The sequence below is a fragment of the Pseudomonas sp. FDAARGOS_761 genome (genome assembly GCF_013343155.1).
In the GTDB taxonomy this organism is placed as follows: Bacteria; Pseudomonadota; Gammaproteobacteria; order Pseudomonadales; family Pseudomonadaceae; genus Pseudomonas; species Pseudomonas aeruginosa.
Map to the genome: position 1 here is coordinate 4,273,982 of NZ_CP054572.1, position 13,138 is coordinate 4,287,119.

The 13,138-nt window shown below is 67.5% G+C and carries 14 protein-coding genes; 8 read left to right on the forward strand and 6 right to left on the reverse strand.

The annotated features are described in order from the left end of the window. Positions 1-21: 21 nt before the first annotated feature. A complete protein-coding gene (gene ffh, locus FOC67_RS19865) occupies positions 22-1,395 on the reverse strand; it encodes a signal recognition particle protein (RefSeq protein WP_003092645.1) in 1,374 nt (457 codons plus the stop codon). A 300-nt stretch (positions 1,396-1,695) separates the two neighbouring features. Between ffh and FOC67_RS19870 the strand changes: the two genes are divergently transcribed. From FOC67_RS19870 to FOC67_RS19880, 3 genes are all read left to right on the forward strand, one after another. Next, on the forward strand, positions 1,696-2,496 hold the full coding sequence (locus tag FOC67_RS19870) for an inner membrane protein YpjD (RefSeq protein WP_003092649.1): 801 nt from the start codon (positions 1,696-1,698) through the stop codon (positions 2,494-2,496). Positions 2,497-2,508: 12 nt separating this feature from the next. After that, positions 2,509-3,801 carry an HlyC/CorC family transporter gene (locus tag FOC67_RS19875; RefSeq protein ID WP_003453700.1) on the forward strand — a complete coding sequence of 431 codons (1,293 nt, stop codon included), beginning with the start codon at positions 2,509-2,511 and terminating at the stop codon, positions 3,799-3,801. 303 nt (positions 3,802-4,104) lie between these two features. Further along, entirely contained in the window at positions 4,105-5,418 is a 1,314-nt protein-coding gene (locus FOC67_RS19880; protein WP_003092654.1) for an MFS transporter, read from the forward strand. Between the two features lie 7 nt (positions 5,419-5,425). Here FOC67_RS19880 and FOC67_RS19885 read toward each other — a convergent pair whose 3' ends face one another. The 5 genes from FOC67_RS19885 to FOC67_RS19905 are packed head-to-tail and all read right to left on the reverse strand — an operon-like array spanning position 5,426 to position 8,760. Then, a complete protein-coding gene (locus FOC67_RS19885; RefSeq protein ID WP_003137927.1) occupies positions 5,426-6,175 on the reverse strand; it encodes an SGNH/GDSL hydrolase family protein in 750 nt (249 codons plus the stop codon). 1 nt (position 6,176) lies between these two features. Further along, a complete protein-coding gene (gene purT, locus FOC67_RS19890) occupies positions 6,177-7,358 on the reverse strand; it encodes a formate-dependent phosphoribosylglycinamide formyltransferase (protein ID WP_003092658.1) in 1,182 nt (393 codons plus the stop codon). A 37-nt stretch (positions 7,359-7,395) separates the two neighbouring features. Then, entirely contained in the window at positions 7,396-7,590 is a 195-nt protein-coding gene (locus FOC67_RS19895) for a DUF1289 domain-containing protein (RefSeq protein WP_003092660.1), read from the reverse strand. Further along, complete coding sequence (locus FOC67_RS19900; protein ID WP_009313499.1) at positions 7,587-8,111, reverse strand: gamma carbonic anhydrase family protein; 525 nt, start codon at positions 8,109-8,111, stop codon at positions 7,587-7,589. Before FOC67_RS19900 ends, FOC67_RS19895 begins: the two co-directional genes overlap by 4 nt. Before the next feature lie 37 nt (positions 8,112-8,148). Beyond that, positions 8,149-8,760 carry a CoA pyrophosphatase gene (locus FOC67_RS19905; RefSeq protein WP_003092664.1) on the reverse strand — a complete coding sequence of 204 codons (612 nt, stop codon included), beginning with the start codon at positions 8,758-8,760 and terminating at the stop codon, positions 8,149-8,151. 140 nt (positions 8,761-8,900) lie between these two features. Here FOC67_RS19905 and FOC67_RS19910 point away from each other — a divergent pair, with 140 nt between their 5' ends. The 5 genes from FOC67_RS19910 to FOC67_RS19930 all read left to right on the forward strand — a co-directional run bounded on the left by FOC67_RS19910 (position 8,901) and on the right by FOC67_RS19930 (position 13,131). Continuing rightward, the gene (locus tag FOC67_RS19910) at positions 8,901-9,455 is read left to right on the forward strand and encodes an NUDIX hydrolase (RefSeq protein ID WP_003092665.1); all 555 of its coding nucleotides are present in this window, start codon (positions 8,901-8,903) and stop codon (positions 9,453-9,455) included. 62 nt (positions 9,456-9,517) lie between these two features. Then, positions 9,518-10,018: a murein L,D-transpeptidase family protein gene (locus tag FOC67_RS19915; protein WP_003092667.1), complete on the forward strand. Its 501-nt coding sequence runs from the start codon at positions 9,518-9,520 to the stop codon at positions 10,016-10,018. Between the two features lie 242 nt (positions 10,019-10,260). Then, positions 10,261-11,004, forward strand: a complete 744-nt coding sequence (locus tag FOC67_RS19920; RefSeq protein ID WP_003092669.1) for a GntR family transcriptional regulator — start codon at positions 10,261-10,263, stop codon at positions 11,002-11,004. A 16-nt stretch (positions 11,005-11,020) separates the two neighbouring features. Next, complete coding sequence (gene nagA, locus FOC67_RS19925; RefSeq protein ID WP_003104817.1) at positions 11,021-12,112, forward strand: N-acetylglucosamine-6-phosphate deacetylase; 1,092 nt, start codon at positions 11,021-11,023, stop codon at positions 12,110-12,112. Beyond that, the gene (locus tag FOC67_RS19930; protein ID WP_003119309.1) at positions 12,109-13,131 is read left to right on the forward strand and encodes an SIS domain-containing protein; all 1,023 of its coding nucleotides are present in this window, start codon (positions 12,109-12,111) and stop codon (positions 13,129-13,131) included. The genes nagA and FOC67_RS19930 overlap by 4 nt, the downstream gene beginning before the upstream one ends. The last annotated feature ends 7 nt before the right edge of the window (positions 13,132-13,138 follow it).

A 13,138-nucleotide genomic window follows, 5' to 3' on the forward strand; every position in this document is an offset into this window, starting at 1 on the left:
GGCCAGCGGCCGCGCGTCCGATCAAAGCTTGGGCATGCCCCCCGGGAACATGCTGCCCATGCCTCGCATCATCTTGGCCATGCCGCCCTTGGCGGTGACCTTCTTCATCATCTTCTGCATCTGCTTGTGCTGCTTGATCAGCCGGCCAACGTCCTGCACCTGGGTACCGGAGCCAAGGGCGATGCGGCGCTTGCGCGAGCCGCTGATCATTTCCGGATCGCGCCGTTCGCCGGGCGTCATCGAGTTGATGATCGCCTCCATCTGCTTGAACTGTTTCTCCGCAGCGCCCTGGGCATTGCCCATCTGCGCCAGGTTGACCCCGCCGAGCATCGGCAGCTTGTCCATGAGCCCGCCGAGGCCGCCCATGTTCTTCATCTGTTGCAACTGGTCGCGGAAGTCTTCCAGGTCGAAGCCCTTGCCCTTCTTGATCTTCTTCGCCAGCTTCTCGGCCTTGTCGCGGTCGAGGTTCTGCTCGGCCTGTTCGATCAGGCTGAGCACGTCGCCCATGCCGAGGATGCGCGAGGCCACGCGGTCGGGATGGAACGGATCGAGCGCTTCGCTCTTCTCGCCCATGCCGAGGAACTTGATCGGCTTGCCGGTGATCGCCCGCACCGAGAGCGCGGCACCGCCACGCGCGTCGCCGTCGACCTTGGTCAGGACCACGCCGGTCAGCGGCAAGGCGTCATTGAAGGCCTTGGCGGTGTTGGCGGCGTCCTGGCCGGTCATGGCATCGACCACGAACAGGGTTTCCGCCGGCTTGATCGCCGCGTGCACCTGCTTGATCTCGTCCATCATGTCGGCATCGATGTGCAGGCGGCCTGCGGTATCGACGATCACCACGTCGATGAACTTCAGCCTCGCCTCGCGGATCGCCGCCTCGGCGATGGCCACCGGCTTCTGGCTGACGTCGGAAGGGAAGAAGGTTACGCCGACCTCGCCCGCCAGGGTTTCCAGCTGCTTGATCGCGGCGGGACGGTAGACGTCGGCGGAAACCACCATCACCGACTTCTTCTTGCGTTCCTTAAGGAAGCGCGCCAGCTTGCCCGCGGTGGTGGTCTTGCCCGCGCCCTGCAGGCCGGCCATCAGGATCACCGCCGGCGGCGCGACGCTCAGCGCCAGGTCCTCGTTGGCCGCCCCCATCAGTTCCTCGAGTTCGGCGCGGACGATCTTCACGAACGCCTGTCCCGGGGTCAGGCTCTTCGAGACCTCGGTGCCGACGGCGCGCTCCTTGACCTTGTTGACGAAGTCCTTGACCACCGGCAGGGCCACGTCGGCCTCGAGCAGGGCCATGCGCACTTCGCGCAGAGTGTCCTTGATGTTGTCCTCGGTCAGCTTGGCCTTGCCGGTGACATGGCGAAGCGTCTGCGAGAGGCGGTCTGTAAGGTTTTCGAACATGCGCGATCCTTCCACGGGGGTTGCGGCAAGCGGCGGATTATAACCAAGAGCGCGTCGCGGGACACGCGATGAAAGACGGAGTGTGTGTCCGGCGACGACCGGAGGCCAGCCTCAAGTCCTTGATTTGCCGATGCGTTCCGTCTTTGCCGAAGCGACTGCCGGGCCAGGAGGTCACGGCGCCCGCGGCAGGCGGCCCGCCAACCCGGCCACAGGTACGAGAGAACTGTTCGCAACGGCTTTCTCGCGACGCTCGATCTATGCCAAACTCCCTTCCTTTCGGGCCCGCGATTACAAGGACTTATGCATCCCCTGCTGCCCAGCCTCATCGCTGCTGTTCTCTATCTCGGCACCGCCGCCTACCAGGGTGCCTGTGTGTCCAAGCGCACCGCGCCGGGCAAACCCCTGCTGCTCCTGTTCGGACTCCTGGCACTGGTCGCCCACGCCTTCAGCCTCTACCAGCAATTGCTGACCCCGGCCGGCCTGGTGCTGGACTTCTTCAACGCCGCCAGCCTGATCGCCGCCGCGGTAATCCTCCTGACCCTGCTGGCGACCTTGCGGATACCGGTGGAGAACCTGCTCCTCCTTCTATTCCCGCTGGGCGCCCTCACCACCCTGCTGGCGGTACTCATCCCCCACGGCACCGTCGAGCCGATCAACGAACAACCAGGCATCCTGGCCCACATCCTGCTCTCGATCCTGGCCTACGGCCTGCTCACCATCGCGGTGTTCCAGGCGCTCTTGCTACTGCTCCAGGATTACCGCCTCAAGCACAAGCATCCGTCCGGGCTGATCCGCAACTTCCCGCCCCTGCAAACCATGGAAAGCCTGCTGTTCGGCTTCCTCTGGGGCGGCTGGTCGCTGCTTTCGCTGTCGCTGCTGTCCGGATGGCTGTTCGTCGACAACCTGTTCGCCCAGCACCTGGCGCACAAGACCATCCTGTCCTGCTTCGCCTGGGTGGTCTTCGCCGTGCTCCTCTGGGGTCGCCACCAGCTCGGCTGGCGGGGCCACAAGGCGATCCGCTGGACCCTGGCCGGTTTCTGCCTGTTGATGTTGGCGTACTTCGGCAGCAAGCTGGTGCGGGAATTCATCCTGCACATCTGATGGGCCTCCTTCATGGATGAACTGCACCCCGGGTACCTGGTCGGCCTGCTGGTTCTCCTGGTCGCCTGCTCGGCGTTCTTCTCCTGCGTCGAGACCGCCCTGCTCAACCTCGACCGTTACCGCCTGCGCCTACAGGCCAAGCAAGGCCTGCGCGGGGCCCGGCGCAGCAGTTGGCTGCTGCTGCACGACGACCGCCTGCGCGGCACCCTGTTGTTCGGCCGCACCCTGGTCAACGTCAGCGCCGCCGCCCTGGCCAGTTGGGCCGCGCTGCACCACTGGGGCGTCATCGGCCTGGCCGTCGCCATCCCTGGCATGACCCTGCTCCTGCTGCTGTTCGGCGCCCTGCTGCCGCGCCGCTACGGCGCCCTTCGCTCGGAACGCGTCGCCCTGCCGCTCAGCCTGCCGCTCCTGATCCTGCAGCGCCTGTGCTGGCCCCTGCTGTGGCTGCTGACCCTGCTGAGCAACGCGCTGCTGCGCCTGCTCGGCGTCGCCGCGGCGGAACAGGACGACAGCGGACGCAGCCGCGACGAAGAGGCCCTGCATCCGGCCGACAATCCCCAGGCCAGCGAGGTCAACCGGCATGACATGCTGCTCGGCCTGCTGGACCTGGAGAAGGTCACGGTCAACGACCTGATGATCCCGCGCAACGAAATCGAAGGCATCGACCTCGACGACGAACTCGAGGTCATCGTCGAGCAGTTGCGCACCACCAGCCACACCCGCCTGCCGGTCTACCGCGACGACGTCAACCAGATCGAAGGGGTCGTGCACATGCGCCAGATCGCGCGCCTGCTGACCCAGGGCCGCCTGACCAAGGAGAATCTCCGCCAGGCCTGCATGGAGCCGTATTTCGTGCCGGAAAGCACGCCGCTGTCGACCCAGCTGGTGAACTTCCAGAAGGAGAAGCGCCGTATCGGCGTGGTGGTCGACGAATATGGCGAGGTGATCGGCATCGTCACGCTGGAGGACATCCTCGAAGAGATCGTCGGCGACTTCAACGACCTCGACAGCCTCGACAACCCGGATATCCAGGCCCAGGAAGACGGCAGCTTCGTCATCGACGGCAGCGCCAACCTGCGCGAGCTGAACAAGTCGCTTGGCTGGCAATTGCCCTGCGACGGCCCGAAGACTCTCAACGGCCTGGTCACCGAAGCCCTGGAGCAGATCCCCGATTGCGCGGTGTGCCTGCGCATCGGCCCCTACTGCCTGGAAATCCAGCAGTCGGCGGAAAACCGTGTGAAAAGCGTGCGCGCCTGGCATCCCCGCGCGCTGACCCCGCTGGTCGAAAGCGACGCCAGCGTCTAATCCGGGATTGCCGAACCCGCCCTGCGGCGCTCTATAATCGACCCCAGCTTATCCAGCCCTGCCGCCGGTTCCGCCGCTACCCGCAGCCCGAGCCCCGGCCAGTCACCCGCCAGTCCCGCCTGCCCGCCCGGCCCCGATGCCGACGGTACCAGCCGGCGCACGGCGCGCAGCCCCATCCTCCCTGCGCGACCGATCTCGTCCGCCCCACCCGGGCGCCGCGCCGCCGCATCGGCGCACTGGCCATAACCATCCGGCCGCACGGAAGCACTCCGTCGTGCCCCGACTGCCAGGGACCTTCCCACCATGACCGCCGCCACCCTCGCCGCCGACGCCGCTCCGGAACCGGCCAACTCGACCACCCGGGTCGCAGTCGCCAGCTTCATCGGCACCGCCATCGAGTTCTACGATTTCTACGTCTATGCCACTGCCGCCGCCCTGGTGATCGGTCCGGTATTCTTCCCGCAGACATCCGGCACCGCGCAGATGCTCAGCGCCTTCCTCACCTTCGGCATCGCCTTCCTCGCCCGTCCGCTGGGCTCGGCGCTGTTCGGCCACTTCGGCGACCGCATCGGGCGCAAGTCGACCCTGGTCGCCTCGCTGCTGCTGATGGGGGTATCCACTACCCTGATCGGCGTCCTCCCCGGCTACGACAGCATCGGCTACTGGGCGCCGTTGCTGCTCTGCGTGCTGCGCTTCGGCCAGGGCCTCGGCCTCGGCGGCGAGTGGGGCGGCGCCGCGCTGCTGGCCACGGAGAACGCGCCGGCCGGCAAGCGCGCCTGGTTCGGCATGTTTCCCCAGCTCGGCCCGTCGATCGGCTTCCTCGCCGCCAACGGCCTGTTCCTGGCCCTGGCGATGCTGCTCAGCGAGGAGCAGTTCCGTGACTGGGGCTGGCGGATCCCGTTCCTGCTCAGCGCGGCGCTGGTCGTGGTCGGCCTCTACGTACGCCTGAAGCTGGCGGAAACCCCGGTGTTCGCCAAGGCCATGGCCAAGCACGAGAGGGTCCGCCTGCCGATCGCCGAGCTGTTCGCCCAGCACTGGCGGCCGACCCTGCTCGGCGCCCTGGCGATGGTGGTGTGTTATGCGCTGTTCTATATCTCCACGGTGTTCTCGCTGAGCTACGGGGTGGCCAGCCTCGGCTTCAGCCGCGAGGAGTTCCTTGGTCTGCTGTGCCTCGCGGTGCTCTTCATGGCCGCCGCCACGCCGCTGTCGGCCTGGCTCAGCGACCGCTTCGGACGCAAGCCGGTACTGCTGCTCGGCAGCCTGGCGGCGATCGCCTCCGGCTTCGCCATGGAGCCGCTGCTCAGCCAGGGCTCGACGTTCAGCGTCGCCCTGTTCCTCTGCATCGAGCTGTTCCTGATGGGGGTCACCTTCGCCCCGATGGGCGCGCTGCTGCCGGAAATATTCCCCACCCACGTGCGCTACACCGGCGCGTCGGCGGCCTACAACCTGGGCGGCATTCTCGGCGCCTCGGTGGCGCCCTATATCGCCCAGAAGCTGGTCGGCATCGGCGGCCTGGGCTGGGTCGGCGGCTACGTCTCCGCAGCGGCGCTGCTCAGCCTGCTGGCGGTGCTGTGCCTGAAGGAAACCCGCGACAACGACCTCGGCGCAGTGTCCTGAGTCTCGCTCAGGCTACCGCGGCGCCGCCCTTCTCCCTCGCCGCCAACCAGTCGGCGAGGGCCCCGGCCCAGACCTGGTAGCCCAGCTGCGACGGATGAAAGCCGTCGATGGCCAGGTAGTCCGGAAGCAGGTCCAGCGAGATCGGACAGTAGCCGGCGCCGGTCGCGCCAGCGAGATCGCGCAGCGCCTCGTCGAGCAGCCGCCCGCGCCATCCCAGCAGGGCCCGCAGCAACCCGGGCAAGGCGGAAAAATGCCGCAGCGGCGGCACCGCGGTGCAAGTCACCTGCGCGCCGGCCGCCTGGAAGCCGTCGATCAGGGCCGCGCAGTCGGCACGCCAGCGTTCGAGGGAGCGCAGGCTGGTGGTGTCATTGACGCCGAAGACCAGGATCACCTGGTCGAAGAAACGTCCCGCCACCTGCGGTAGCAGGCGTTCGCGCGCCTCGCCGCTGGTGATGCCGTTCTCGCCCAGCGCCTGCCAGGCCACCGGGCGGCGCAGACGCTCGCCCAGCGCCGCGGCCAGGCGGCCGGCCAGGGCGTAGTCCAGGCAACTGGCGCCGACCCCGGCCACTGTCGACTCACCGAACAACAGCAAGCGCAGCGGCTCTTCGGCACCGGACCCACCGACCAGCCCTTCGCGAGGTCCCGCCGCGGGCGCCAGGCGCAAGGCTCGGCGGCGGGTGCGGATAGCCAGCGGCACCGCCAGCGGCAGCAACGGCAGAGCCGCCGCCCACCAGGCCAGCGTTGCCAGCCGGCGCATCTCAGAGTTCGACGCGAACCGCCTGGGCGGCCCGGGTCGCCTTGGCGCGAGCGGCGTCGATCGACTCGTCGCGCGCCAGGGCCACGCCCATCCGCCGCTGGCCATCCACTTCCGGCTTGCCGAACAGGCGTAGCGCCGTATCCGCCTCGCTCAGCGCGGCGCCGAGGTTGGCGAAAGCGACCTGCCGGGACTTGCCTTCCACCAGGATCACCGCCGAGGCCGACGGGCCGAGCTGGCGGATCACCGGGATCGGCAGGCCGAGGATCGCCCGCGCGTGCAGCGCGAACTCGGAAAGATCCTGGGAAATCAGGGTCACCAGGCCGGTATCGTGCGGGCGCGGCGACACCTCGCTGAACCACACCTGGTCGCCCTTGACGAACAGTTCGACGCCGAACAGCCCGCGTCCGCCGAGGGCCTCGGTCACTGCCCGGGCGACCCGCTCGGACTCGGCCAGGGCCTGCGCGCTCATCGCCTGCGGCTGCCAGGACTCGTGGTAGTCGCCCTTGACCTGGCGGTGACCGATCGGCGCGCAGAAAGTGGTGCCGTCGACGTGGCGCACGGTGAGCAGAGTGATCTCGTAGTCGAAATCGATGAAGCCCTCGACGATCACCCGGCCCTTGCCGGCGCGCCCGCCTTCCTGGGCATAGTCCCAGGCCGCCTGGAGGTCGTCGGGGCCTTTCAGGACGCTCTGGCCCTTGCCCGACGAACTCATGATCGGCTTCACCACGCAGGGGTAGCCGACGCGCTCGACGCCACGGCGGTAGTCCTCGAAGGTATCGGCGAAGTGATAGGGCGAGGTCGGCAGGCCGAGTTCCTCGGCAGCCAGCCGGCGGATACCCTCGCGGTTCATGGTCAGTTGCGCGGCGCGGGCGGTGGGCACCACGGTGTAGCCTTCGGCCTCCAGCTCGACCAGGGTGGCGGTGGCGATGGCCTCGATCTCGGGCACGATGTAGTGCGGCTTCTCCTGCTCGATCACCGCGCGCAGGGCGGCGCCGTCGAGCATGCTGATCACGTGGCTGCGATGCGCCACCTGCATGGCCGGCGCGTTGCCATAGCGATCGACGGCGATCACTTCGCAACCCAGGCGTTGCAGCTCGATGGCGACTTCCTTGCCCAGCTCGCCGGAGCCACAGAGAAGGACGCGGGTCGCGCTCGGCGACAGGGGGGTACCGATACGGGTCATGGAAGAACCTCGGAAATGAAAGAAAACGGAATCCGCTTCAGGCGGAACCGCTGACCAGCCCTTGCGCCTTGGCGCGCTCGAAACAGCGACCGAGCACCTCGCGGCGCTCGTCGTTGCTCATCAGGCCCCAGCGGGTGATCTCGGCCGCCGTGCGCTGGCAGCCGATGCAGATGTCCTGCTCGTCCAGCGCGCAGACATGCACGCAGGGCGAAGCCACCGGTCGCTCGTTCACGCCGGGTCCTCGACGAGGTCGCGGGCGTAACGGCGGGCATTGTGCACATAGTGGGCGGCGCTGGCCTCGAGCATCTTCTTCTGCGGCTCGCTCAGCTCGCGCACTACCTTGCCCGGCGAGCCCATCACCAGCGAGCCGTCGGGAATCTCCCTGCCCTCGGGAATCAGCGCGTTGGCGCCGATGATGCAGTACTTGCCGATCTTCGCCCCATTGAGGATCACCGCGTTGATCCCCACCAGGCTGTAGTCGCCCACGCTGCAACCATGCAGCATGGCGTTGTGGCCGACGGTGACGCCCTTGCCGAGGGTCAGCGGATAGCCCATGTCGGTGTGCATCACCGAGCCGTCCTGGACGTTGCTGTGCTCGCCGATATGGATCAGCTCGTTGTCGCCGCGCAGCACCGCGCCAAACCAGACGCTGGCGCCGGCATCCAGGCGAACCTTGCCGATCACCGCTGCGCTGGGCGCGATCCAGCTGTCGGGATGGGTTTCGACGCGGGCATCGCCCAGGCGGTATTTCATCGCGATCTCCTCATGGCCGGGGTCTGCGCCCCGTCGGTCAACTCAGTTTGATGAACGAAGCCGGCGGCGTGTGCAGGTCGATGGGGTCGTCGTACAGCAGGTTGACCAGCTCCACCACCATGATGGCCGTCAGGCCCCAGATCTTGAACTCGCCGAAGCGATAGCTGGGCACGTACCAGCTGCGGCCGAAGTAGTCGATACGGTGGGTAACCTCGCGCGGGTCGTCGCGAAAGAAACTCAGCGGCACGTTGAACACCGCGGCGATCTCACCGTCGTTGGGCTGGTACTCGACGAAGTCGGGAATGAAGGCGACATAGGGAGTGACCTCGATACCATGCCGCGAGACCAGGGTGCTCAGCGGCCCGACCACTTCCACCAGGCCCGGCGGCAAGGCGATCTCCTCCTCCGCCTCGCGCAGGGCGGTGCGCACCAGGTCGGCGTCTTCCGGGTCGCGCCGCCCGCCGGGGAAGGCGACCTCGCCGCCATGGGTGGACAAACCGGCGGCGCGCAGGGTCAGCACCAGCTCCGGATCGTCGCTGCGGGTGATGGGCACCAGCACGGCCGCTTGGGGGAAGCGCTGGTCGGTATCCAGTTGGCGGGGGCGGTGCGCCTCGATGCGTTGGCGCAGCTCGTCGAGCGTGCAGTTCATACTGCCGGGGTTTCCGAGGTCTTGTCGTTTCCCCGAGATCATGGCACGAAAGCCCCGGCCAGCCCACCCCTCCCGCACGGGGCCTTGTCGCCTCCCGGCCAGCCGAGCAAGATAGGCCTTTCCCCGAAGAAGAACCTGGCATGAAATTCTGCAGCCTGTGCGGCGCCACGGTGGTCCAGCGCATCCCGGACGGCGACAACCGCCTGCGCTACGTCTGCGACGCCTGCCACACCGTGCACTACCAGAACCCGCGTATCGTCGCCGGCAGCCTGCCGGTGTGGGACGGCCAGGTCCTGCTCTGCCGTCGCGCCATTGCGCCGCGCCTGGGCTACTGGACGCTGCCGGCCGGCTTCATGGAGAACGGCGAGACCCTCGCCCAGGCGGCGGCCCGCGAGACAGAGGAAGAAGCCAACGCGCGGATCGGCGACCTGCAGCTCTATACCCTTTTCGACCTGCCGCACATCAGCCAGGTCTACCTGTTCTTCCGCGCCGAGCTGCTCGACCTGGATTTCTCCGCCGGCGATGAAAGCCTGGAGGTGCGGCTTTTCGACGAAGCGGAGATTCCCTGGTCGGAGCTGGCTTTTCCGACCATCGGCCGTACCTTAGAATGCTACTTCAGCGACCGCCGCGAAGGCTGCTTCCCGGTGCGCAACGAAGCCATTGCACCTATGCTGGCTTCCTATAAGAAAGACTGAACGCCAAACACTCGAACACCGCCGCCGTTGCGGCTCAAGGGAACATCGGGGATTTCACTTCCATGCGCTGGTTGCTTGCTTTGCTGTGCTTGACCTTCGCCAGTCTGACCCAGGCCAATGCCGCGCCGAGCCTGGAAGGCAAGGTGGACAAGGTCCTGGTGCTCAAGTCCGAGCGAAAACTGCTGCTCCTCAACAAAGGCAACGTCCTGAAAAGCTACCGTGTCTCGCTGGGCAAGCGCCCGACCGGCCCGAAGCTGGCCGAAGGCGACAACCGCACCCCGGAAGGCTTCTACTGGATCGACTGGCGCAAGACCAGCAACAACTACAACCTCTCCATGCACATTTCCTACCCCAACGCCCGCGACGTGGCCAAGGCCCGGGAAAAGGGCCTGCCGGCCGGTGGCATGATCATGATCCACGGCACCCCGCTGGATGACGAATACCCGGAGTGGTACTTCTCCACCCTGGACTGGACCAATGGCTGTATCGCCATGAACAACACCGACATGCGCGAAGTCTGGAGCGTGGTGAAAGACGGCACGCTGATCGAGATCCGCCCCTGACAGAACCAGGCTGATACCACTCGTCAGCCGTCAGCCACGCCAGGAACGCCGCCGCGAGATTTTCCGGCGGCGTTTTCTTTTATCCGTCAAACCCTTGCATCCCTTACTCAGGCCGAGTCAATCGACGGGACGGCCGGCTGACGCGTGCGCGACGCACAACTGGCATTGACGTGGTATTCAAGTGGTATTAATTTTCCCAGCATTACCGGGCGACAACAACACAATCCGCATCGGAACCTCTCATGAAGACAGCCCACGACCTGCTCCTGGCCCTGCGTCCCGACGAGGCGCAACCCACCCCCCTCTATCTGCAGCTGGCGCGCAATCTCGAGAGCGCGATCCATGCCGGCCAGTGGAAAGCGGAGGAAGCGCTGCCCTCCGAACGCAACCTCAGCGAAACCTTGAACATTTCCCGCGTCACCGCGCGCAAGGCCCTCGAAGTACTCTTCGAGCAGGGGCTGATCCGCCGCAACCAGGGCTCCGGCACCTTCATTACGCCGCGTCTCGAACAACCGCTGTCGCGTCTCTCCAGCTTCAGCGAGATGCTCCGCCTGAAAGGCTTCACCCCCGGCTCCACCTGGTTGGAGCGCGGCATCGCCCTGCCCACCCACGACGAACTGATCCGCCTCGGCCTCTCGCCGACCGAAAAGGTCGCGCGCATGAAGCGCCTGCGCAAGGCCGACGGCACGGTGATGGCGATCGAGAACAGCACCCTGCCGGCACGCCTGCTGCCGGATCCGACGGCGGTCGGCGATTCCCTCTACGAATACCTGGACGGCATCGGTCGCCCGGTGGTCCGCGCCCTCCAGCACGTGCGCGCGATCAACGCGTCCGCGTCCGATGCCGCGTTGGTCGGCATCGCGCCGGGCACCGCGATGCTGCTGATGACCCGGATCGGCTACCTCGAGGACAACACCCCGATCGAGCTGACCGACACCTACTGCCGCAACGACTACTACGACTTCGTCGCCGAACTGCGACGCTGACCGACACGGAGCCGCCATGCTCGAAGGCAACATTCTCACCCCGCAAGGCTGGGTCCTCGGCCGCCTGCACATCCAGGACGGACGTATCCAGCGGATCGAAGGCGAGCCCTGCGATCCGGCCGGCAACGCCGATCCGTACCTGCTGCCAGGCTTCATCGACCTGCATGTGCACGGCGGCGGCGGCCGCGACATCATGGAAGGCGGCGACGCCTTCGCCACCATCGCCCGCACCCACCGGCGCTTCGGCACGACCTCGCTGCTGGCCACCACCATGACCGCACCGCGCGAGGAGATCGCCGACATCCTCAGCCAGCTCGGCGATTACTGCCGCCGCTCGCTGGAGGGCGGTTCACGGATACTCGGCGTGCACCTGGAAGGCCCCTACATCAACTCCGGCAAGCTCGGCGCGCAGCCCAACTTCGCCCATGCCGCGGTGCTCGAGGAAGTCGAGGACTACCTGCGCCGCGCGCCGATCCGGGTGATCACCATCGCCCCCGAGATCGCCGGACACCGGCCGCTGATCCGCGCCCTCGCCGAGCGCGGCGTACGCCTGCAGATCGGCCATACCCTGGGCAGCTACGAGGATGGCGTGGCCGCACTGGAGGCCGGCGCCAGCAGCTTCACCCACCTCTACAACGCGATGACCGGCCTGCACCACCGCGAACCGGGTATCGTCGGCGCGGCCCTGGCCCACGCACGCTACGCCGAGCTGATCCCCGACCTGCTGCATGTCCATCCCGGCGCCATCAGGGTGGCCCTGCGTTCGATCCCGTGCCTGTACTGCGTGACCGACTCCACCGCCGCCGCCGGCATGCCCGACGGCCAGTACAAGCTCGGCAGCCACACGGTGACCAAGTGCCTGGGCGGCGTGCGCCTGCCCGACGGCACCCTGGCCGGCAGCACCCTGACCATGGACCAGGCGCTGCGCAACCTGGTGAAGATCGGCCTGCCCCTGGCCGAAGCCTCGCAACGCCTTTCGCAATTCCCCGCCGATTACCTCGGCCTCGCCGAGCGCGGCCGCCTGGCGCCCGCAGCCTGGGCCGATGTGGTGCGCCTGGATCGCTCCCTGGAACTCGATGCCGTGATGGTGGAAGGAGAACTCGAATGACTTCGCTGATGCTCGAGGAAGCGCTCTCCGCCGCCGCGGTGGCGAGCCGTCAACTGGCCGTGCTCGACGCTTGCCTGCCGGCGCTTGGCCAGCGCCTGCGGGAGGTCGATCCGAACCTGGCGCTGACCGTCGCGCGCGGCAGCTCCGACCATGCCGCCAGCTACTTCGCCTACCTGGCCATGCAGCACGCCGGCTTGCCGGTGGCCTCGCTGCCCATGTCGGTGGTGACCCTGAACCGCTCGCCGCTGCGGGTCGCCGGGCAGGCCGTCTTCGCTTTCTCGCAGTCCGGGCAGAGCCCCGATCTCGTGGACAGCCTGCGCATCCTGCGCGAACGCGGCGCCCTGGGCATCGCCCTGGTGAATGCCGAAGATTCGCCGCTGGAAGCCGCCAGCGAATTCGTCGTGCCGCTCTGCGCCGGCACCGAGCGCAGCGTCGCAGCGACCAAGAGCTTCATCGCCACGCTCAGCGCCAGCGCCCGCCTGCTCGCCCACTGGCAGCGCGACAATGCCCTGCTGGCCGCCGGCCAGGGCCTGGCGGCCGGGCTGGAGCAGGCCGCCAGGCTCGACTGGTCGCCGGCCATCGAGGCCCTGCGCGACTGCCAGCGGCTGATGGTGATCGGTCGCGGCGCCGGCTACGCCATCGCCCAGGAGGCCGCGCTGAAATTCAAGGAAACCTCGGCGATCCAGGCCGAGGCCTTCAGCAGCGCCGAGGTCCGCCATGGACCGATGGCGCTGGTCGAGGAGCGCTATCCGCTGCTGGTGTTCGCTCCCCGCGGCCCGGAGCAGGAAGGCCTGCTGGCGCTCGCCGAGGATATGCGCCAACGCGGTGCGCAGGTATTGCTCGCCGCCCCGGACGACATCGCCGAACGCGACCTGCCGCTGCAGCGCGCCGCGCATCCGGCGCTCGATCCGATCCTGGCGATCCAGAGTTTCTACGTCATGGCCGCCGGCCTGGCCGAAGCCCGCGGCATGGACCCGGACCAGCCACGGCACCTGAGCAAAGTCACCCGAACCCACTGAGCCTGAG